The organism is Halomonas sp. H10-59 (assembly GCF_040070555.1).
GTDB lineage: Bacteria > Pseudomonadota > Gammaproteobacteria > Pseudomonadales > Halomonadaceae > Halomonas > Halomonas litopenaei.
This window is the reverse complement of record NZ_CP098828.1, coordinates 3,702,004-3,721,773: the sequence shown is the minus strand read 5'-3', so window position 1 is coordinate 3,721,773 and position 19,770 is coordinate 3,702,004. Positions and strand designations below refer to the sequence as shown.

General features: G+C 64.3%; 20 protein-coding genes. 6 read left to right on the top strand and 14 right to left on the bottom strand.

Annotated features, from left to right (window positions below):
- Window positions 1–93 precede the first annotated feature (93 nt).
- Window positions 94–348, top strand: a complete 255-nt coding sequence (locus NFG57_RS16165) for a type II toxin-antitoxin system prevent-host-death family antitoxin (protein ID WP_348814765.1) — start codon at window positions 94–96, stop codon at window positions 346–348.
- 12 nt (window positions 349–360) lie between these two features.
- Here NFG57_RS16165 and NFG57_RS16160 read toward each other — a convergent pair whose 3' ends face one another.
- Together NFG57_RS16160 and NFG57_RS16155 are read right to left on the bottom strand one after the other, a co-directional pair.
- On the bottom strand, window positions 361–633 hold the full coding sequence (locus NFG57_RS16160) for a plasmid stabilization protein (RefSeq protein ID WP_348814764.1): 273 nt from the start codon (window positions 631–633) through the stop codon (window positions 361–363).
- 119 nt (window positions 634–752) lie between these two features.
- Window positions 753–2,843, bottom strand: coding sequence for a cation-translocating P-type ATPase (locus tag NFG57_RS16155; RefSeq protein ID WP_348814763.1), 2,091 nt, complete (start codon window positions 2,841–2,843; stop codon window positions 753–755).
- Window positions 2,844–3,271: 428 nt separating this feature from the next.
- On the opposite strand from NFG57_RS16155, the gene cadR reads away from it, so the two are divergent.
- Window positions 3,272–3,721, top strand: a complete 450-nt coding sequence (gene cadR / locus NFG57_RS16150) for a Cd(II)/Pb(II)-responsive transcriptional regulator (RefSeq protein WP_045992798.1) — start codon at window positions 3,272–3,274, stop codon at window positions 3,719–3,721.
- Between the two features lie 144 nt (window positions 3,722–3,865).
- On the opposite strand, the gene msrA is transcribed toward cadR, so the two are convergent.
- From msrA to NFG57_RS16095, 11 genes are all read right to left on the bottom strand, one after another.
- Complete coding sequence (gene msrA, locus NFG57_RS16145) at window positions 3,866–4,375, bottom strand: peptide-methionine (S)-S-oxide reductase MsrA (protein WP_045992797.1); 510 nt, start codon at window positions 4,373–4,375, stop codon at window positions 3,866–3,868.
- Window positions 4,376–4,377: 2 nt separating this feature from the next.
- On the bottom strand, window positions 4,378–4,824 hold the full coding sequence (gene msrB, locus NFG57_RS16140) for a peptide-methionine (R)-S-oxide reductase MsrB (protein WP_108132402.1): 447 nt from the start codon (window positions 4,822–4,824) through the stop codon (window positions 4,378–4,380).
- 115 nt (window positions 4,825–4,939) lie between these two features.
- Complete coding sequence (iadA, locus tag NFG57_RS16135) at window positions 4,940–6,097, bottom strand: beta-aspartyl-peptidase (protein ID WP_348814762.1); 1,158 nt, start codon at window positions 6,095–6,097, stop codon at window positions 4,940–4,942.
- 61 nt (window positions 6,098–6,158) lie between these two features.
- Window positions 6,159–6,941 carry a transporter substrate-binding domain-containing protein gene (locus NFG57_RS16130; protein WP_222515994.1) on the bottom strand — a complete coding sequence of 261 codons (783 nt, stop codon included), beginning with the start codon at window positions 6,939–6,941 and terminating at the stop codon, window positions 6,159–6,161.
- Between the two features lie 415 nt (window positions 6,942–7,356).
- On the bottom strand, window positions 7,357–8,118 hold the full coding sequence (locus NFG57_RS16125; RefSeq protein WP_045992836.1) for a transporter substrate-binding domain-containing protein: 762 nt from the start codon (window positions 8,116–8,118) through the stop codon (window positions 7,357–7,359).
- Window positions 8,119–8,318: 200 nt separating this feature from the next.
- Window positions 8,319–9,050, bottom strand: a complete 732-nt coding sequence (locus NFG57_RS16120) for an ABC transporter permease (RefSeq protein WP_108132404.1) — start codon at window positions 9,048–9,050, stop codon at window positions 8,319–8,321.
- The gene (locus tag NFG57_RS16115) at window positions 9,050–9,754 is read right to left on the bottom strand and encodes an ABC transporter permease (RefSeq protein ID WP_045992793.1); all 705 of its coding nucleotides are present in this window, start codon (window positions 9,752–9,754) and stop codon (window positions 9,050–9,052) included. Before NFG57_RS16115 ends, NFG57_RS16120 begins: the two co-directional genes overlap by 1 nt.
- Window positions 9,755–9,772: 18 nt before the next feature.
- On the bottom strand, window positions 9,773–10,543 hold the full coding sequence (locus tag NFG57_RS16110; RefSeq protein WP_045992792.1) for an ATP-binding cassette domain-containing protein: 771 nt from the start codon (window positions 10,541–10,543) through the stop codon (window positions 9,773–9,775).
- A gap of 223 nt (window positions 10,544–10,766) precedes the next feature.
- Window positions 10,767–11,774 carry a succinylglutamate desuccinylase gene (locus NFG57_RS16105; protein WP_348814761.1) on the bottom strand — a complete coding sequence of 336 codons (1,008 nt, stop codon included), beginning with the start codon at window positions 11,772–11,774 and terminating at the stop codon, window positions 10,767–10,769.
- Window positions 11,775–12,202: 428 nt separating this feature from the next.
- The gene (locus NFG57_RS16100) at window positions 12,203–13,225 is read right to left on the bottom strand and encodes an SMP-30/gluconolactonase/LRE family protein (protein ID WP_108132406.1); all 1,023 of its coding nucleotides are present in this window, start codon (window positions 13,223–13,225) and stop codon (window positions 12,203–12,205) included.
- A 127-nt stretch (window positions 13,226–13,352) separates the two neighbouring features.
- Window positions 13,353–13,949, bottom strand: coding sequence for a lipocalin family protein (locus NFG57_RS16095; RefSeq protein ID WP_108132407.1), 597 nt, complete (start codon window positions 13,947–13,949; stop codon window positions 13,353–13,355).
- 155 nt (window positions 13,950–14,104) lie between these two features.
- Between NFG57_RS16095 and NFG57_RS16090 the strand changes: the two genes are divergently transcribed.
- The 4 genes from NFG57_RS16090 to NFG57_RS16075 all read left to right on the top strand — a co-directional run bounded on the left by NFG57_RS16090 (window position 14,105) and on the right by NFG57_RS16075 (window position 18,610).
- The gene (locus NFG57_RS16090; protein ID WP_348814760.1) at window positions 14,105–15,172 is read left to right on the top strand and encodes a class I SAM-dependent methyltransferase; all 1,068 of its coding nucleotides are present in this window, start codon (window positions 14,105–14,107) and stop codon (window positions 15,170–15,172) included.
- A 510-nt stretch (window positions 15,173–15,682) separates the two neighbouring features.
- On the top strand, window positions 15,683–16,732 hold the full coding sequence (gene dctP / locus NFG57_RS16085) for a TRAP transporter substrate-binding protein DctP (RefSeq protein ID WP_108132408.1): 1,050 nt from the start codon (window positions 15,683–15,685) through the stop codon (window positions 16,730–16,732).
- Between the two features lie 55 nt (window positions 16,733–16,787).
- Complete coding sequence (locus NFG57_RS16080; protein ID WP_045991707.1) at window positions 16,788–17,297, top strand: TRAP transporter small permease subunit; 510 nt, start codon at window positions 16,788–16,790, stop codon at window positions 17,295–17,297.
- Window positions 17,297–18,610, top strand: a complete 1,314-nt coding sequence (locus tag NFG57_RS16075; protein WP_348814759.1) for a TRAP transporter large permease subunit — start codon at window positions 17,297–17,299, stop codon at window positions 18,608–18,610. Before NFG57_RS16080 ends, NFG57_RS16075 begins: the two co-directional genes overlap by 1 nt.
- Before the next feature lie 39 nt (window positions 18,611–18,649).
- Here NFG57_RS16075 and NFG57_RS16070 read toward each other — a convergent pair whose 3' ends face one another.
- Window positions 18,650–19,726: a tartrate dehydrogenase gene (locus tag NFG57_RS16070; protein WP_045991709.1), complete on the bottom strand. Its 1,077-nt coding sequence runs from the start codon at window positions 19,724–19,726 to the stop codon at window positions 18,650–18,652.
- Between the last annotated feature and the right edge of the window lie 44 nt (window positions 19,727–19,770).

The window sequence follows — 19,770 nt, the reverse complement described above, 5'->3', positions numbered from 1 at the left end:
GGGAGGAGTGACGATGACTGCAGCAAGCTGAATACGGCTATACGCTTGTCTCATGTCGCAGGCAGTTTGTCGTGACCAGGCGGGGGGAAGAGCATGCGATCCTTTGACATCGAAGAAGCCAGCACGCAATTGGTACAGCTCGTCGAGCGAGTCCGTCAGGGAGAAGGATGCTTCATTACAATGGCGGGCAAGCCGGTGGTTCGGGTTACCTCCATCGAAAGACCGGAGCCCGAGCACCTGAGGCGGCTTGGCTTTCTTGATGGCCAGTTCAGCGTGCCGGAGGACTTTGATCGTATGTCGGTATGGGACACCTTCTCCCAGTTCGACTCGTCGCGAGGGATACCGTGATGGCGCGTCGGGTTATGGACTCACCGGTCGCGCAGGCGTCTTGTCGCGGGCCTGCTCGAACACGGCAAATTCGCTGTCGCTCAGCCTGGCCTGCTTGCCAATATCGGCCAGCAACGAACCCAGCTTGACCTTGCCCTCGGGCGATACCGCCGTCTCGAGGATCTCGCGTACCTTCGCCTCCATGCTATGACCGTGTCGAGCCGCACGGATGCGCAGGGCGCGATGTACCTCGTCGGGAAGGTTGCGAACCGTCAGCATGGCCATCGGTAGCGTCTCCCACTGCATTCAGTGCATTCATCGTAGTCACTTGACTGCATGGCAACAAGGCGCGCTGCGGTGTTGGTCGGGAGTATGGGAGCTGCCTTCGCCAGAAGAGCCAGACTCAGATGCTCCCTCTTTGCCTATCAACCATCAAACCGCTGTCTGAGTATCCTCAGTCCGTTGCCCACGACCAGCAGGCTCGAGCCCAGGTCAGCGAACACCGCCATCCACAGGGTGGCGTGGCCGGTCAGCGCCAGGGCCAGGAATACCGCCTTGATGCCGAGCGCCAGGGCGATGTTCTGCACCAGCAGGCGGCGGGTGCTGCGGGCCAGGTCGATCAGCCGTGGCAGGCTGGCCGGGTCGTCGTTCATCAGCGCGATATCGGCGGTTTCGATGGCCACGTCGCTGCCTGCCGCGCCCATGGCGATGCCGATGTCGGCCCGGGCCAGCGCCGGGGCGTCGTTGATACCGTCGCCGACCATGGCGCACACACCGCGGCGGGACAGCGCGTCCAGGCGCGACAGCTTGTCCTCCGGCAACAGCTCACCGTAGGCCTCGTCGATGCCGGCCTCACGAGCGATGGCATCGACCCTGGCCTGGGCGTCGCCGCTGAGCATGCTGACGCTCACCCCCTGGCGATGCAGGCGCTTGATGGCTTGGCGGCTGGTGCTGCGCAGGGCGTCCCTGACCGCGAAGTAGGCCAGCAGCCGATCGTCGCGCCCCAGCCAGACGATACCGGCGTCGTCGTTGTCGGCGTCACTGCTGGTCAGCTGGGCCTGGCTGACCCCCATCTCGCCGGCCAGGCGGGCGTTGCCGAGCCACACCCTCGCACCGCTATCGGCCTCGCTTGCCACCAGACCACGACCGCCGCGCTCCTCGACACCTTCCAGTGACACCGTAGGCTGAGAGCCCAGCCCCTGCACCAGGGCGCGGGACACCGGATGGTTGGAGCGCTCCGCCAGGGCGAGGGCCAGGCGCTGTCCCTCGGCGTCGCTGCTGTCACCGAGCGCAGCTGAGCGCACCAGCCGTGGCTTGCCCTCGGTCAGGGTGCCGGTCTTGTCCAGCGCCAGGTGGGTGAGTCGGGTGGCCTGCTCGAGAAAGACGCCGCCCTTGATTAGGATACCCTGGCGTGCGGCGGCACCGAGGCCGCTGACCACCGTTACCGGGGTGGAGATCACCAGCGCGCAGGGGCAGGCGATGACCAGCAGCACCAGGGCGCGGTAGACCCCGTCGAGCCAGGGGCCGAGGCCGAGCAGTGGCCAGCCCAGCGCGACCAGCCCGGCCAGCACGAACACCACCGGGGTGTAGATGGCGGCGAAGCGATCGATGATGCGCTGCGTAGGCGCACGACGGGACTGGGCTTCTTCCACCGCGTGGATGATGCGCGCCAGGGTGGTGTCATTGGCCCGCCGGGTGACGCGGTAGTCGAAGTCGCCGGCCAGGTTGATGGAGCCGGCGTAGACGCTCTCGCCGAGGGAGCGATCACGCGGCAGGCTCTCGCCGGTGATCGGCGCCTCATCCAGGCTAGGGTCACCGCGCACGATCTCGCCGTCCAGCGCCAGACGCTCGCCGGCGTGTACCCTGACCAGATCACCGATGGCGACGTCGTCAGCGTCGATCTCGCGCCACTCGCCGCTGCCAGACTCTCCTTCATCAAGCACCCGTGCCCTGGGTGGGGCCAGGTCGAGCAGTCCTGAGATGGCCTGGCGCGCGCGTGCAAGCGACCCGGCCTCGAGGTGCTCGGCCAGGGTGAACAGCACGATCACCATGGCCGCCTCGGCCCAGTGGCCGATCAGCATGGCGCCGGTTACCGCCACGCTCATCAGCGCATTGATGTTGAGGGTGCCGTGGCGCAGCGCCACAAGGCCCTTTTTCCAGGTGGGAATGCCGACCAGGGCGATGGCGACGATGGCCAGCAGCGGCGTAAGCAAGCCTGCGGTCAGCCCGAGCCAGCCGATGGCCTCGGCGCCCAGGGCCAGAATGCCGGCCAGCGCGAGGCGCCCCCAGGGCGTCGTCGTGGTGCTGCGGGAATCATCGGCGGCGTTGGCGCCTTGGTCATCCTCGAAGCGAGGCGTCATGCCGGTGTCGCGGACACGGGCGGCCAAGGCGTCGCGATCGACACCGTGGTGATGGACGACCAGACGACGCTGCATCAGCTGGAAGCTCAGTGCCTCGACCCCGGGAAGATCGGCCAGCACCTTTCTGAGCACGCCTTCTTCGGTGGGGCAGCACATCTCGTCGATGGTCAGCGCAAGACGACTAGCCGAAGGGGACGCTTCGCTGCTCTGTGGGGTGTCGGCAGTTTCGGCTGCCCCGCAGCAGGTACTGGTTCCCGCCGGCCTGGTTTCGCTTACTGTTTCGGACCTGGCGTCGGAGCCGCAGCAGGCATCTGTGCTTGCCGGTCTTGCGTCAACACTGTAATCGCCGTCTGCGCTTCGGGAAGCGCAGCAGCCGGCCTTGCTCGTACTTTTCGCGCTGCGCTCTTCAGGGGAATCTGCCATCTCAGGGGAATCTACCATCTTGGGGGAATCTACCATCCTGGGAACTCCACTCGGGTCTCTGAGTCAGAGTTGACACCCTGTAGTCACTATAGGGTCAAGGGCTGGCACGAGACAGTCGATGCCTGGCCAGAATGGACGGACGTTTGGCGGGAGGAAAACCCATGAAGATCGGCGAGCTGGCAAGACGCAGCGGGGTCAAGGTGGAGACGGTGCGCTACTACGAGCGCGAAGGCCTGCTGCCCGAGCCTGCGCGCAGCGAGGGCAACTATCGACTCTATCGTGAGGCCCACGCCGAGCGCCTGGACTTTATCCGTCACTGCCGCGCCCTGGACATGACGCTGGACGAGATCCGCGCGCTGCTGGTGTGTCAGGACGATCCCGAGCAGCCCTGCGAGGAGGCCGACGCCCTGATCGAGGCGCACCTGGGGCACGTCGAGCAGAGGATCGCTCAGCTCTCCAGGCTCAAGGTCGAACTGGAAGGCCTGCGCCGTCGCTGCGCAGGCCAGGGCAAGGTCGGCGAGTGCGGCATCCTCAATGAACTGTCCCAGCCGGTCGATCCCCCCGAGACGCTGGAGCATGCCCACGTAGGTGGCGTCCATCCGCGGCGTTGAGCCCGGCTGGCGCAAGCCCGCGTCTCCCCTTGCAGAGAGCCCGGACAGGACACCTGGAGCCGGACACGACAGCGCCGCCCCGAGGGGCGGCGCTGGTGGGTGCCGTGATGCGATGGCCTGGTTGGCGTTGTCAGACGACGCGCATCAGGCCTCTTCGGTGCGCCTGGGCAGTACCCAGTCCTTGCGCGGGAAGTGGCAGGTGTAGCCATGGGGAATGCGCTGCAGGTAGTCCTGGTGCTCGGGCTCGGCCTCCCAGAAATCCCCCACCGGCTCGACCTCGGTGACCACCTTGCCGGGCCACAGACCCGAGGCTTCCACGTCGGCGATGGTGTCGAGCGCTTCACGCTTCTGCTCTTCATCCACGTAGTAGATGGCCGAGCGGTAGGACATGCCACGGTCGTTGCCCTGACGATTGGGCGTGGTCGGGTCATGGATCTGGAAGAAGTACTCCAGCAGCTTGCGATAGCTGATCACGTCGGGATCGAACAGGATCTCGATACCCTCGGCGTGGGTGCCGTGGTTACGATAGGTGGCGTTCTGCACGTCGCCACCGGTGTAGCCGACCCGGGTGTACTCGACCCCTGGCAACTGGCGAATCAGATCCTGCATGCCCCAGAAGCACCCGCCTGCGAGAACTGCGCGTTGTTGTGCCATGTTCAGACCTCCTCGACTTGATTCAGATATTCGCCGTAGCCCTCGGCTTCCATGTCATCGCGATGGATGAACCTGAGCGACGCCGAGTTGATGCAGTAGCGCATGCCTCCCTTGTCCCTGGGGCCGTCGTTGAAGACGTGACCCAGGTGGCTGTCACCGTGGGATGAGCGCACCTCGGTGCGGATCATGCCATGGGACGAATCCACCAGCTCGTTGACGTAGGCCGGCTCGATCGGCTTGGTGAAGCTGGGCCAGCCACAGCCGGACTCGTACTTGTCCGACGAGGCGAACAGCGGCTCGCCAGAGACGATGTCCACGTAGATGCCGGGCTCCTGGTTGTGCAGGTGCTCCCCGGTGCCGGGACGCTCGGTGCCGCTTTCCTGGGTGACCCGATACTGCTCGCGGTTCAGTCGGGCGATGGCCTCGGGTGACTTTTCATAGCTTTTCATGGGCTCTCCTCGTGGGTGGGGGAGACGCAGGCTCGGCGCGATGGCTTGCCATCAAGGTTACACGCCAGCTTGCGGGACCGTAATCAGTCGTGGTGATGGAGAGATCCTTACACGCCTAACGATTCGTGTCACGCCGATGCAGGCATTGGCCCAGCGCCCAGACCTGGTCGATCGCCCAGTCATCGTCGCCGAGCACCAGCAGATCGGCGTCCTGACCGACCGCCAGACGTCCCTTGCGCTTGAGCCCGAGGGCGTCTGCGGCGTGGGTGCTGGCGAGGCCCACGGCGACCTCCAGGGCGATGCCGTGGTCGTTGACGCACTCGCCCAGTACCTCGAACAGGCTGTCCAGGCGGCCAGCCTCGAGGCCGACGAATCGCCCCTCGGCGTCAAAGCGGGGCAGGGAAGCGTTGGCGTCGGAGGACAGGCTGATGCGCGAAGGGTCGACGCGGGCCTTGAGCGCCCTGGCGGCGGCCTCGGAGGCCGGCACCTCGCCGTCGGCCAGAAGCTCCTGCGTGGTGCTGGTGGTGAAGTCGATCCGCCCGCCGTCCCGGGCGAAGCGCAGGCCATCCTCGAACAGCGCCGCGGTGCGGTTGATGTGGGTCGGCATGAACTGGGCGATGGGCAAGGCCGTGGTGCGTGCTACCTCACGCAGGATCTCCAGGCCACCTTCGGCGTCGCCGGTGTGGATGAAGACGATCCCGGACTTGGCGGCGAGCATTCCTGCGGTGCGGCTCTCGGAGGCCAGCCGAGCAAGCTCATGGGCGCTGGGCTGGGAGCCGCGATGGTCGCTGATGGCGACCTCACCGACGCCGATGAACTCGGGGATATGGACGATATCCTCGGCCACCGAGCCGGTCAGGGTCACCGGCGGCAGCTGGTAGGAGCCGGTGTAGGCGTAGCAGCTCAGGCCGCCGGCGGCGAGCTCGCGTACCTTGCCGAGCAGGTTGGCCGGCGTGCGGGTCAGGGCGTCGGTGCCGAGCGCCCCCACCAGGGTGGTGACGCCGGAGGCGATGGCATCCTCGAGGCGGAGCTCGGGGGTGCGGGTGCCAAAGCCGCCTTCGCCACCACCGCCGGTCATGTGCACCAGTGGATCGACCAGGCCAGGGATGACCCGCCGGCCCTCGAGGTCGTGTACCTCGAGGCCGGGAAAGTGTTCATCGACGCTGGCCTCGGGCTCCAGCACCGCCGCGATGCGGCGGTCGGTGATCAGCAGGTGCTTGAGGCCCATCGCGGCAGGGGCGTAGAGGCGGGCATTCTTCAGAAGGATCAGCATGGCGGCTCCCGAGACAGGGCCGGCCCTGGGGCAGGCCGGCCTGAACGATAAAGGGCAACGTTCACAGTTTGACGTCGTAGCTGAAGTACTCGTTCATGATCTCGTCGTAGGTGCCGTCTGACTTGAGCTCAGCCAGGGCCTCGTTGAAACGTTCGGCGAGTTCACGGTCGCGCTTGCGGAAGGCCACGCCGACGCCCTGGCCGAAGTAGGTCTCGGGCTCCTTGATGAAGTCGCTGATGCGCACGAAGTCGCTCTGCTCGGTATCGATGTCGATCATCGCCTCGGCGATCGGGTAGTCCATGAAGGTCAGGTCCAGGCGGCCGGCACGCAGGTCGGCGACCACGTCGTCGGCACTGGCGTAGCGGCGTACTTCGAGCACATCGCCGTACAGGTCGGTGACGTAGCGATCCTGCAGGGTGGCGCGCTGCACGCCGACGCTCAGGCCTTCGAGGCTGGCCTTGTCGGCGATGTCGATGTCGCGGCCGCGCGGCGTGATCCAGGCGCTCGGGGTGGTGTAGTAGGGCTCGGAAAACAGCACCTGGCGGCTGCGTTCCTCGGTGATCGCCATGGACGACATGATGGCGTCGAACTTGCGCGCCATCAGCGCCGGGATCATGCCGTCCCAGGGCTGCTCGACCCAGGTGCACTGGATCTCGAGGCGCTCGCAGACGGCGTTGCCCAGGTCGATCTCGAAGCCGGTCAGGGTACCGTCGGCGGTCTTGTACTCGAAGGGTTCGTAGGGCACATCGACGGCCAGGCGAAGCGGCTCTTCGGCGAGTGATGGGCCTGCGCCGATCATCAGCGCGGACAGGGCGGAGGCCAGCAGAAGGGGGGAACGATTCATGGGGATTTCCTTGGACAAGAGTGAATAACCACAGAGTAGGACCCCTGCAACGATGCATCAGCAGGGAGCTGCCGACAGACAGGGCAATGTCGCCAGGGGAGGGCGAACAAGCAGAACTTTCAAGGCATTGGAGTATGCGCAGGGGACGCTATTCGTCGAACCATTCGCTCAGGGCAAAGCCATCCAGCCAGGGCAGCCGGGGAAGGGACTCTGCGAAGATGGGGAGCCAGGTCAGGGGCACGAAGATGTCCTGTCGCTTCAAGGTGCTGTCGAGTGTTCTAGCGAGTGCTACAGCAAGTGTTCCAGCGAGTGCCGGTGGTGACACCGGACCCAAGAGGGTCCGGCGCGGTGCCTGCTCGAGGCGTTGGCTCGGGCAGGACTTGTTGCTTCAGCAAGATGCTTATTCAGCAAAGACTTATTCAGCAAAGTACTTGGCATGAATCTCTTCGTAGGTGCCGTTGTCCTTCAGGGTGGCGAGCGCCTCGTTGAAGGCCTTGGCCAGGTCCTCGTCACGCTGACGGAAGGCGATGCCGAAGCCGTCACCGAAGTACTCCTTGGGCTCGGTGATCTGCTCACCGACCACCTTGTAGTCGCCTGCCTCGCTGTCCAGCAGGGTCGACTTGCCGACCGGATAGTCGAGGAAGCCGATGTCGACGCGGCCGGAGTCCATGTCCAGCACCAGGTCGTCGGCGGTGGCGTAGCGGCTGACATCGGCCACGTCGCCGTACAGGTCGGTGACGTAGTTGTCCTGCAGGGTGCCACGCTGCACGCCGATGGTCAGACCCTCGAGGGACTCGACGTCAGGGTTGCCCATCTCCAGGTCGGTCGGGGCGAACCAGGCGGACGGCGGGGTGAAGTAGGGGTCGGAGAACAGCACCTGCTCACGACGCTCGTCGTTGATGGTCATGGAGGACATGATGGCGTCGTACTTGCGCGCCATCAGGCCGGGGATGATGCCGTCCCAGCCCTGAACCACCCACTCGCACTGGATGCCGACTTCAGCACAAAGAGCGTTACCCAGATCGATGTCGAAGCCGGTCAGCTCGCCGTCGGGGGTGCGGTATTCCATCGGCTCGTAGGGCACATCGACGCCGATGCGGATGTCACGAACCTCGGCCTGGGCGGTAGAAGCGAGAACCGCGGTGCCGATCAGGCCAGCGGTAAAGAGCTTGCGCAGTGTCATATAGGTAAACCCTTGTTATTGATAAGCGGGTGTTGATGCGATGGGAGGGCGTCTTGTGGACGCATACCATCACCTTAGCGAATCGGGGCCCTCTCAGGAAGGGCAGGGCGGCAGAAATGAAACGCCAGTTCCCAACGCTTGTTTGACGATAGCGCGACGGCGCCGGAGGCGGTGGCCTCCGGCGTCACGACGGCTTAACCGGAGGCCGGCTTCAAGTGGGCCAGCAGTCGCTTTTCCAGATAGCGGAACAGGTACAGGATGGCGAAGGTCAGGCACAGGTAGATCGCCGCCACGAACAGGAAGGCGTCGAAGGGCGCGTAGTAGCGGGCATAGACGAAGCGAGCCGCACCGGTCAGGTCCATGATGGTCACTACGCTGGCGATGGCGCTGGCGTGGAGCATGAAGATCACCTCGTTGCCGTAGGCCGGCAGCGCCCGGCGGAAGGCGCTGGGCAGCACGATGCGGCGCATCATCAGCGAGTAGCGCATGCCGTAGGCCCTGGCCGCCTCGATCTCGCCACGCGGGGTGGCCTTGATCGCACCATGGAAGATCTCGGTGGTGTAGGCCGCGGTGTTCAACGAGAACGCCACCAGCGCCGGGAAGAACGGCTTCTCCAGCAGTACCCATAGCCAGGTGTCCTGGATGCCCTCGACGAACACCACGCCGTAGTAGATCAGGTAGAGCTGCACCAGCAGCGGCGTGCCGCGGAATACATAGGTGTAGAAGAAGATCGGCATCTTGATCCAGCGGCGCTTGGAACCCCGGCCGATGGCCAGTGGCACCGCGGCGATCAGGCCGACGATCAATGACAGGAACACCAGCTGGACCGTGGTGGTCAGCCCCTCACCGTAGTACGACAGGGTGTCGAGGGTGAAGATGGTGTTGTCGGCCAGCAGTGCTTCGATTGAGGCAAGCAGTGAATCCATCAGTCATGCCCTCCGAAGCCGACGTCGTAGCGCTTCTGCAGTCTGGCGAAGAACCACTCCGAGACGCTGGCGATCAGCAGATAGATGACCGCCACGATGATCATGAACAGGAAGGGCTCGCGGGTGGCCTTGGAGGCCTCCGCGGCGACCCGCACCATGTCGGACAGGCCGATCACCGAGACCAGGGCGGTGGTCTTCAACAGCACCATCCAGTTGTTGGACAGGCCCGGCAGGGCATGGCGCATCATCTGCGGGAAGCGAATACGGCGGAACACCAGGGCGTGGCTCATGCCGTAGGCGCGGCCTGCCTCGATCTGGCCGCTGTCCACCGCCAGAAAGGCGCCACGGAAGGTCTCGCCCATATAGGCACCGAAGATCAGGCCGATGGTCAGGACGCCGGCGACGAACTCGTTGACGTTGATGAAGATGTCGATACCGAAGCGGGCGTACAGCCAGTCGGTGACCATGTTGATGCCGATCTGGCCGCCGAAGAACAGCAGCATCATCAGCACCAGGTCCGGTACGCCGCGGATGATGGTGGTATAGAGGGTGCCCAGGCGGTGGGCCACCCAGTTGCGCGACATCTTGGCGCTGGCGGTGACAAGGCCAAGCCCGATGGCCAGGATCAGTGACAGCACCGCCAGTTCGATGGTGACCAGCGCCCCCTCGAGAAGGCGTGGCCCGTAACCGTGAAGGTCAATCATGGGTCTCTCCTGGCCGCCTCAGCGCTTGGGTGCAAGGAATTGCTTGAGTCGCTCGGAGCTGGGGTTGCCCAGCACCTGGTCGGGCGGACCCGCTTCCTCGACCTGACCCTGGTGCAGGTAGATCACCTGACTGGAGACGTCGCGGGCGAAGGCCATTTCGTGGGTTACCACGATCATGGTGCGGCCTTCCTCGGCCAGGTCACGCATGACCTTGAGCACGTCGCCGACAAGCTCCGGGTCCAGCGCCGAGGTCGGCTCGTCGAACAGCATGACCTCCGGGTCCATGGCGAGTGCCCGGGCGATGGCGCCACGCTGCTGCTGGCCACCGGAAAGCTGGGCAGGATAGTAGTCGGCGCGTTCGGCCAGGCCGACCCGCTTTAGCAGGGCGCGGGCGTGTTCTATGGCCTCCTTCTTCGACTTCTTGAGCACGTGGACAGGCGCTTCGATGACGTTCTCCAGAAGCGTCATGTGGGCCCAGAGGTTGAAGCTCTGGAACACCATCGACAGCTTGGCGCGCATCTGTACCACCTGGTTCCAGTCGGCAGGCTCGCGGCCGTGCTTGGTTTCCTTGAAGCGGATCTGTTCGCCGTGGACAAACAGCTCGCCCTCGTTGGGCTGTTCAAGCAGGTTCATGCAGCGCAGGAAGGTGCTCTTGCCGGAGCCGGAGGCGCCGATCAAGGTGATGACGTCCCCCTTGCGGGCCTCGAGAGACAGCCCCTTGAGCACTTCGGTGTTGCCAAAGCGCTTCTTGATATTGCGCACTTCCAGCGGAATTGGTGTATCAGCCATGAATCGGGCTCCAGATAGAATCGGCCGTGCCGGGTGGGCCGGCCGGATGGCGCGGGCTGGCGCGAAAAAAACGGGGGATTCTAACAGGCTTGGAACGGCGCAGCAGACGAAGCTGATCCGAGGGGGTATAGACCTTCGTCGAGTATAGGGGCGGGAGTTGTCATGCGTCTATCTCCAGGTTGTTGTTATGTATGTATTTATTGTAAGTAAAAGAGGTGCGGTCTCACGCTGATGTCAGCCTCACCGGGCGCACCAGCAGCGCCGCTCGAGCGCCGAGTTCTACCCTGGCGTTGGGGAACACCACCTTGAGCGGCTCGTCACCGATACGGGTATCGCCGGCCTGGGCGTCACGCGCCACCACGGTACCGGGGGCGAACTCGGTGAAGTTGGGAATGTCATCGGCAAAGCACAGCGCGAAGTCCTCGCTTTCACGGAACACTTCGACAGCCACCGCAAAGCCATCCAGCTGCTGAATCTCGCCCGACTCGGGCAATTGTCCGGCGATCAGCGACTGAATCAGCCGGCCCATGGGTTCAAGTGGCTCGAGATCATTGTGGCCGAACGGCAACGCCTTGCCGAGTTCCAGGGTAAACGCCTGGGCGCCGTGGTAGTGCTTGCTGTAGTGGGAGAAGGTCCAGCTATGCTGATGCTGCTTGAGCGCCGCCTGGATGCCCGCGCCGGCCATCCAGTGCCACTGCTCGCTATCGGTACGAGTCTCGGCGAAAGGATCCACCACGAAGCGTGGGTAGTGGCTGTCGCGGATCGCGGTGTGCAGGTCGTAGTGCAGCCTTGGCAGCTGGCTGTGGTCGGCGAAGAAGGCATCCACCGCGGCCATCAGCTCACGCGCGCGGTCGGCCTCGTCACCTGGCTGGTCGAGTTCCCGCCGGAACAGTCGATTGAGGTTGGTCTCGACGAAGCGGGTGTTGCGACGAATCGCCTCGAGGTTGCCGAGGATCACCAGCACCGGAGCACCGACAGAGGCAAGCCCTGCCTCCAGGCGCGCCAGGCAATCACCCAGCAGCTCGATCGGCGCGGTCTCGTTGCCGTGGATGCCGACGGACAGCACGCAGGCGCGTGCATCTGCGCCGACGGTGTCCGGGATCAGGCGCAGCAGGCCCGGCCCCTCGATCCGATAGCGGCCGCCTGAAAGCGAGCCTTCCCGGCCCTTGATCGGCCGGTCGGGGGACGACGCATCGGCCTCAAGACTTGCCGTCAGCCACTCAGCCAGCATGGCGACCTCCCGCCAGAGGCGAGGAACAAAGGGAACCTGAGTCGGGTGTCAGAACAAACGTCATCGGGAGTCTTCTTGTTGCCAAGGCATTTATCGAATTCTTGTCGCCGCATCATAGCGAGCCCCCAGGAGGGCCCCGTTGCCTCTCATCGGCCCAGAGCTGGCCCACTACCTACCCACTAGCGACCCTCCGGGCCGACTCGCCAGCCGAGCGGGGGCGAACGGAAACAGGGCAGGGCGTGGCCTGTCAGCGGCCGATGGCCGGGCATTCGATCATCGCTGGAGGCGCGGATGCCGCTTCACCTTCTTAGGCAGCGAGGGACCTCGCAAGAGCGAGCGTCGATCTGGTGAAAACCGGGGGTGCGATAATGAAAGGCCCGGCAGCATTCGCCGCCGGGTTGGAGATGAACGGCCACAGCGGCAGGCGCCTAGAGACCGCGAGCGCCGGTATAGAGGGTATACAGCGATTGACTGGCGGCCATCAGCAGACGGTTGCGCTTCTCTCCGACGAAGCAAACGTTGGCGCAGACTTCCGGCAGCAGGACGCGACCGATCAGGGTGCCATCCGGAGCAAACACGCTGACCCCATCCTTGCCCTCGCCCCCTGAGGTGCCGACCCAGAGGTTGCCGTCCTCATCACAGCACATGCCGTCATAGCCCTCGCTGGTGCTTTCCACCAGCCTCTCGGCACCAGCCAGCGTCCTGTTCTCGGCGCTGAAGGTGAATCGCGTGATGGTGGCGGGCTGATCGGGATGGTGCGAAGGGGCGGTATCGGTGACATACAGCGAGCTGCCGTCCGGCCCCAGGGCGATACCATTGGGCTTGTAGAGCTCTGTGGTCAGACGGGTCGGCTCCTGCATGCCGTCCTCCCAGTAGTAGATGGCGGTCTCGAGTTCGAGCGAGCGCTGCTTGCCCTCGTAGTCGGAGTGTGCGCCGTAGCCGGGGTCGGTGAAGATGATGGCGCCGCCGGGCAGGGTGACCAGATCGTTGGGGGCATTGAGTGGCTTGCCGTCGAAGGTGCTGGTCAGCACATGGCGACTGCCGTCCCACTCGTAGCGAACCACCTGGGCCGGCGAGTGTTCGCAGGCGATCAGGCGACCACGATCGTCGAAAGCGTTGCCGTTGGAATGGCCGATATGATCACGCAGCACGCTGACCTGGCCGCTGGCCTCGTCCCAGCGCATCTGCCGGGCCCTGGGGATGTCGCTGAACACGGCGTAGCGACCCACGGCGTTCCAGGCAGGCCCCTCGAGCCAGAGTCCGCCCGTCCATTCCCGTTCCAGCGGGGCGTTGAACAGCATGTACTGCTTGAAGCGATCATCCACCACCTGCCAGGCGTCGATCGGATAGCGCTCGGGCGTGCCGCCGGCGTGGGCAAATAGCGACGGCACCGCAGCGGTGGCGCCGATGGCCGCCGTGGCGGCAAGAAACTCTCGTCTTCCCAGTGACATTGCTTGACCTCCATGCAGTGAAAGGGCGACCGAGGTGGTCGCCCTTTCAGCGTATGAGGTGTTCACTGGTCTGTATGTTATACATTCTGACGAGGTCAGGCGGCCTGTGGCAGCGCCTGACTATTGCTCAGCCCTGGCGATAGGGCTCGCACTCCTCGCCCTGTTCGACCTCTATCAGCTCCTCGACCGGGTAGTCCAGATCCTGTGCGCGCTGGACCAGCGAGCGGTAGGTCGCATCGTCAAGCTGGGGACTTCTGGCGAGGATCCACAGATAGTCGCGGTCCGGTCCGGTGACCAGCGACCATTGTCCGGCGTCATCCAGCGCCAGAATGTTGTAGCTTGCATAGAAGGGGCCGAAGAAGCTCACCTTCAGGCGGCCGACGTTGTCTTCCTCCAGCAGGTAGGCCTTGCCTTCGGCCACGTCGGGCTCGCCCTTGGACAGGTCGACGCCACGGTTGATCACCTGGACGCCACCGTCATCCCGGGTGGCGTAGTCGGCGGTGACGCAGTCTAGCCCTTCCTCGAAGCTGTGATCGAAGCGCGCGATCTCGTACCAGCGACCCAGATAGTCCTCCAGGGTGAAGTCATCGATGGGCTGGGTGCCAGAGGGCAGGCCTGTGCAGGCCGACAGCACCAGCGGGGCGCCAACGGCTGCGAGCAGGGCAGAGCGTCGCGTCGGCTTTCGAGCCGGGGCCGACGAAGGCCGGCGTCCTTGCGTATCCATGAGGGCTCCTGAAGGGTGGCAGGCGGGTGGAAGTCGAGTCACCGCTGGATGTATTGCATAATTTTCGTACAAGAAGTGTATGTCTTTTTTGCTGCTGTTGTCCAAGAGGCTTCCCGCTTGAGGTTGAGCAGCCATAAACGTGCAAGGAGCGCCGCATGACGCTAAAGGGGACACCAGGAGAGGCCCCGCAAGGAACGCCAGGTAGCCAGCTGGGCCAGCACTATGATGCCAAAGGAAGCCTGCTGGCTCGGCTCGAACGTGCCTTCGTCGAGGCGGGATGCGACCCCGACCATCTGAGTCATGACGAGATGGCCGGTATCGATCAACTGCATCTGGGGGGCAGGGCGGCCAGCCGGCGATTGATGGCCCTGGCGGGGTGGGATGCCGGCCAGCCCCCGAACAAGGGGGACGGTCCTCGCTGGGACGCGTTCGCGGGTGCGGGCACGGGTTCCAGCGGAGCAGCGCGCCTGCTCGATCTGGGCTGCGGTACCGGCGGCGCCAGTCGTCTGCTGGCCCGTGAGCTTGGCTACGAAGTGGTGGGGGTGGATATCACGCCGGGCTTCATCGAGGTCGCGACCTGGCTGAGTCGGGCCTGTGGACTGGAGGAAACTACCCGTTTCGTGTGCGCCGATGCCGCCGAGTTGCCGCTGGGGGATGCCAGTGTCGAGGCGGTGTGGTGCCAGCATGCCCTGCTCAATATGCCGGACCTCGCCGCTGTGTTGAGCGAGTGTCGCAGGGTGCTCGCTCCGGGCGGCAGGTTGGTGCTCCACGAGGTGGTTCGAGGCGACAATCCTGCGCCGTTATCGCTGCCGGTGCCCTGGGCGAGAACGCCCGAGCATAGCCGACTGTTGTCCCTGAAGGATCTCGAGCAACACCTCCAGGCCGCCGGGTTTCAGCGCCAGGCGCTGGAGGATGTCAGCGCCGAGGCGCTGGCCTGGCGTAGCCATCACCGGCGTCGCGAGCAGGGCGGGGCTGACCGCCGAGCCCATGGTGGCAGCAACACGGACCAGACGCAGCCGCCCAGGCAGGAGGGGGGCGAGTCGTCACCTCAGGCGTCAGGACCTGCTGCCCGTCCTCCCATTCGTCCCCGCTTGCCCGGTCCTGCGTTGATCTTTGGTGAGGTCTTCGTGGAGATGGGCCGTAACCTGCTCGACAACCTCAGCGACGACCGGGTACGAGTGGTCCAGGGGGTGTGGCAACACCAGCCATTGCCGCGAACCTGACAGTTTGACCCCCTGAATTCAAGCACCTGGATTCATAGAATAAGCGCCGCTGTATGTCGTGCAGCGGAGTGCCTCCTCAAGGAGGCTCCCTCTCCCATGGTTGCCTCCTCAGGGGGCACGGGCTTGCCAAGCCTGCTGATGCTCTGTGCTCTCTGGTCGTCTCTCTGCATTCTTCTCTCGGCATCCTTCTCTGTTTCCTGCCTTCCCTCCGTGCTTTTTTTCTGGCTCTCTCGGCCGACGTGCGACGCCTTGGTACAGGGTGGCCTGGTGCGGTTGTGTCACGTCGAACTGGCATGCGCCACCTGACCGGGGTTCTGGTCTGACCGTTGTCTTGATGGATCACAGGGGCGGGCTTTCACGGCGCTCTTGCATTTGGGTATCCTGTAAATATATTTTATACAATCTACGTTTTTGGCGGCATTGCCTGAGTCTGGGCGTATCGGCCTGTCGAAGCGTTGGGGAATGTGGAATCTGGCGATGGGCGCTGGATACACCGATGGAGTCAATACAATGAACAACAAGGCCTTGAGTGCAGCAGCGATCGGAAGTCTGGTGATGGGGCTGGTGGCGCCTGCCCTGGCGGCTGACGTCGAGTGGAAGGTGCCGACCTCGGTACCGGCGGGCTCCCCTTTTTACGAGAACTTTCTGGAGCGGTTTGCCGATAACGCCGACACCCTCAGCCAGGGACGGGTGGAGATCAAACCCTTCGGCGCAGGGGTGATCGTACCTGCGTTGCAGGTATACGAGGCCGTGCTGGAAGGCACCGTGGAGGCGGGGCACTCCACGCCCAGCTACCTGGTAAACCAGAAGCCCATCAACGCCATCTTTGCCGGCTTCCCCGGTGGCATGGGGCCGGAGACCTATATCAACTGGATCTACGAAGGGGGCGGTCAAGAGGCCTTGCAGGAGCTGCGTGCCAGCGAGGGGCTGCATTCCTTGATCGTCGGTATCGGCTCCACCGAAGTCTTCGCTCACGCCAACGTCAGGATCGATGGTGCCGATGATCTCGAAGGTTTGAAGTATCGTACGTCGGGCCCCTGGGCGGAGGTGATGCGTGAATACTACGGCGCAGTGCCGACCGTGGTGCCGCCGGGGGACACCTACACCCTGCTTCAGCGCAAGGGTGTCGACGCGGTGGAGTGGGCAACCCCATCGAGCAACCAGCCAGAAGGGTTCCATGAAGCCGCCAAGTACATCGTGGTTCCCGGCGTGCATCAGCCCACCTTCCTTTGGGAGGTTGTCGTGACCGAGGACACCTGGGCGGCCGTCCCAGACGACCTCAAGCCGCTGATCGAAGCCGCCGCCAAGCTCACGACCTATGAAGGCCTGAGCCAGTTCTATCACCAGGACATGCTGGCAATGGAGGCTTACCGTTCGGGCCGCAATGAAGTGGTGAGCCTGGACCCCGAGTTTGTCGAGGATCTGGCCCAGAGCGGTCGGGCCTGGATGGAGGCCACGGTTGAAGCGTCAGACGATCCTGCAATGCAGGCGCTGCTGGAAGACTACCGCACCTACCAGCAGCGCTGGAGCGAGCAGAACGACTACCTGATCCGCGACTGACCCCTCAACCGATCCTGGAGGAACGTCACCTCGGCCTGCGGGGTGACGCCTATTCATGAATACACTGATGAACCTCATCGACAGGGCGTCGACGCTGCTGGCGTGGGGCAGTCGCCTGGCGCTTGTCGCCCTGACCGGCGCCATGCTCTACGAAGTCATTGCACGCTATGCCTTCAATGCCTCGACCATCTGGGCCTTCGATCTGTCCTACATGGCCACGGGAACTGCCTTTGTTCTCGGCATCGCCTGGACCGCCAAGGTGGATGGCCACGTCAGGGTCGATGCCTTCAGTCGCCTGCTTCCGCCGCGTCTGGTCCAGCGCCTGCACGGTGCCGTCTATCTACTGCTGATGGTGCCGGTGGTGGCGCTGATGGCGCATCACGGATGGCTGCGCACCCTGCGGGCCTGGCACACCAATGAGGTGGAAATGGTCAGCGTATGGGCACCCAGGATGTGGCCGCTCTACGCCCTTATCGCCATCGGGCTTTCCCTCTTCGCCTGCCAGCTTGCGGTGGACGGAGTGCGGCAGCTTTGTACAGCACGTACCACCGAGGAGAGTCGCTGATGGATGCCCTCGTTGCCGGTCTGATGTTTCCCGGCTTATTTCTGCTTATCTTCCTGGGCATCCCCATCGCCTATTCGTTGACGTTGGTCTCGGTTGCCGCTGGCTGGTACGCCTTCGGACCGATGATCTTTCAGCAGCTGTACGGTAGCGTCTACAGCGCCGCCACCCACTATGTGCTGTCTTCCATCCCGCTGTTTGTGCTGATGGGAGGAATCCTCGAGAAGTCGGGAATCGCGGGTCAACTGTTCGATGCCATCCAGCTCTGGATCGGCCGACTGCCTGGGGGGCTGGCGCTGACGACGATCGCCATGGCGGCCATCTTTGCCGCCGCCTCTGGAGTGGTCGGTGCTGTCGAGATCATGATCGGTCTGATGGCGATACCCGCGATGCGCGCCTATGGCTATCGCAATAGCCTGATGAGCGGGACCATCTGCGCCGGGGGCTCCCTGGGCACGATCATTCCGCCGACCGTGATCGTGGTGGTGTATGCGGCACTTGCCCAGCTTTCCATCGGCGAACTCTTTGCCGCCATCATTCTGCCAGGCGGATTGATGGTCTCGCTGTTTGCTCTCTACATTCTGGTGCGCTGCGCCCTGCGCCCCCAGGACGGCCCTCCGGCCGTGGAGGCGACACCCTTGCCGCTGGGCCAGAAGCTCGCGATCACCGCCAAGGCCCTGGTACCCCCGCTGTTGTTGATGTTTGCGGTGCTGGGCTCGCTGCTGATGGGCATTGCCTCACCGACAGAGGCGGCGGCGGTCGGCGTGGGCGGCGCCTTGCTGCTGGCTGTGATGAATGGCGGTATCAGCGTCCAGGCGCTAGGGGAATCGCTGTCCCTGACGGTGCGCATCACCGCCATGATTCTGCTGATCGTGGCGGGGGGCACTATGTTTACCGGGATCTTTGCGGTCAACGGCGGCGGCGAGATGGTGGCCGAGATCGCTGAGCAGCTCGGCGGCCCCACCGGTGTCATACTGTTCTTCCTCGGCGTGACCTTCCTGCTCGGCTTCGTGCTCGACTGGACGTCCATCGTGCTGATCTGCGTTCCGATCTTCACGCCGGTGGTCAAGCAACTGGGCATCGATCCGGTCTGGTTCGCCACCCTGGTGCTGGTGACCATCCAGACCAGCTATCTCACCCCACCGATGGCATCGTCGATCTTCTATCTGAAGTCCATCGCCCCGGATGACATCACCTACGGCCAGATGTGCCGAGGGGTGCTGCCCTTCATCGCGATCCAGCTGGTGACGCTATTGGCGGTGGCGCTGGTGCCGAGTCTGGCGACATGGTTGCCAGAGCAGATCGTGGGGTTCTGAAGACCGGCCCGGCTCGAGGATGCCGGGCCGGCAGGGTGATCAGCCCTGGGCGATACGCTCGCTGATCGCGGCGCCCAGACGCTCGGTGGTGCCGTTGCCGCCCAGGTCCGGGGTTAGCACTTCGCTGTCGCCGTCTTCCAGCACCGCCTCGATGGCGGCCAGGATGGCGTCGCCGGCGTCCTTGTGACCCAGGTGTTCGAGCATCATGGCGCCAGACCAGATCTGGCCGATGGGGTTGGCGATGCCCTTGCCGGCGATATCCGGGGCGCTGCCGTGAACCGGCTCGAACAGGCTTGGGAAGGTGCCTTCGGGATTGATGTTGGCCGAGGGCGCCACGCCGATGGTTCCGGTGCAGGCGGGCCCCAGGTCGGAAAGAATATCGCCGAACAGGTTGGAGGCCACCACCACGTCGAACCAGTCCGGATGCATGACGAAGTTGGCGGTCAGGATATCGATGTGGAACTTGTCCACCTCGACGTCGCCGTACTGCTTGGCCATCTCGGCCACACGGCTGTCCCACCAGGGCATGGTGATGGCGATGCCGTTGGACTTGGTGGCCGAGGTCAGCTTCTTGCGCGGGCGGCTCTGGGCCAGGTCGAAGGCGTACTTGAGCACCCGGTCGACGCCGTGGCGGGTCATCACCGTTTCCTGGATCACCACCTCCCGGTCGGTGCCCTCGAACATGGTGCCACCGACGCTCGAGTATTCGCCTTCGGTGTTCTCGCGGACCACGTAGAAGTCGATGTCGCCGGGCTCGCGACCGGCCAGCGGGCTCTTGATACCCGGCAGCAGGCGGCAGGGGCGCAGGTTGACGTACTGGTCGAACTCGCGGCGGAACTTGAGCAGCGAGCCCCACAGCGAGATGTGATCCGGTACCTTTTCGGGCCAGCCGATGGCGCCGTAGAAGATCGCATCGAAGTCGATCAGCGTCTCGCGCCAGTCGTCCGGCAGCATCTTGCCGTGCTCGAGGTAGTAGTCGCAGCAGGCGAAGTCGAAGGTCTGGGTATCCAGGTCGATAGCGAAGCGCTTTGCGGCAGCCTCGAGGGCGCGCACGCCCTCGGGCATGACTTCGGTGCCGATACCGTCACCGGCGATGATGGCGATGCGATGGGCCATGAAAGCTCCTTGATCTTGTCTACTGGCGTGTCGTGTGCGCCTCG

Coding starts and splice junctions, on each gene's coding strand:
- NFG57_RS16165 (WP_348814765.1), top strand. CDS start 94: ATGCGATCCTTTGACATCGAAGAAGCCAGCACGCAATTGGTACAGCTC.
- NFG57_RS16160 (WP_348814764.1), bottom strand. CDS start 633: ATGCAGTGGGAGACGCTACCGATGGCCATGCTGACGGTTCGCAACCTT.
- NFG57_RS16155 (WP_348814763.1), bottom strand. CDS start 2,843: ATGTGCTGCCCCACCGAAGAAGGCGTGCTCAGAAAGGTGCTGGCCGAT.
- cadR (WP_045992798.1), top strand. CDS start 3,272: ATGAAGATCGGCGAGCTGGCAAGACGCAGCGGGGTCAAGGTGGAGACG.
- msrA (WP_045992797.1), bottom strand. CDS start 4,375: ATGGCACAACAACGCGCAGTTCTCGCAGGCGGGTGCTTCTGGGGCATG.
- msrB (WP_108132402.1), bottom strand. CDS start 4,824: ATGAAAAGCTATGAAAAGTCACCCGAGGCCATCGCCCGACTGAACCGC.
- iadA (WP_348814762.1), bottom strand. CDS start 6,097: ATGCTGATCCTTCTGAAGAATGCCCGCCTCTACGCCCCTGCCGCGATG.
- NFG57_RS16130 (WP_222515994.1), bottom strand. CDS start 6,941: ATGAATCGTTCCCCCCTTCTGCTGGCCTCCGCCCTGTCCGCGCTGATG.
- NFG57_RS16120 (WP_108132404.1), bottom strand. CDS start 9,050: ATGGATTCACTGCTTGCCTCAATCGAAGCACTGCTGGCCGACAACACC.
- NFG57_RS16115 (WP_045992793.1), bottom strand. CDS start 9,754: ATGATTGACCTTCACGGTTACGGGCCACGCCTTCTCGAGGGGGCGCTG.
- NFG57_RS16110 (WP_045992792.1), bottom strand. CDS start 10,543: ATGGCTGATACACCAATTCCGCTGGAAGTGCGCAATATCAAGAAGCGC.
- NFG57_RS16105 (WP_348814761.1), bottom strand. CDS start 11,774: ATGCTGGCTGAGTGGCTGACGGCAAGTCTTGAGGCCGATGCGTCGTCC.
- NFG57_RS16100 (WP_108132406.1), bottom strand. CDS start 13,225: ATGTCACTGGGAAGACGAGAGTTTCTTGCCGCCACGGCGGCCATCGGC.
- NFG57_RS16095 (WP_108132407.1), bottom strand. CDS start 13,949: ATGGATACGCAAGGACGCCGGCCTTCGTCGGCCCCGGCTCGAAAGCCG.
- NFG57_RS16090 (WP_348814760.1), top strand. CDS start 14,105: ATGACGCTAAAGGGGACACCAGGAGAGGCCCCGCAAGGAACGCCAGGT.
- dctP (WP_108132408.1), top strand. CDS start 15,683: ATGAACAACAAGGCCTTGAGTGCAGCAGCGATCGGAAGTCTGGTGATG.
- NFG57_RS16080 (WP_045991707.1), top strand. CDS start 16,788: ATGAATACACTGATGAACCTCATCGACAGGGCGTCGACGCTGCTGGCG.
- NFG57_RS16075 (WP_348814759.1), top strand. CDS start 17,297: ATGGATGCCCTCGTTGCCGGTCTGATGTTTCCCGGCTTATTTCTGCTT.
- NFG57_RS16070 (WP_045991709.1), bottom strand. CDS start 19,726: ATGGCCCATCGCATCGCCATCATCGCCGGTGACGGTATCGGCACCGAA.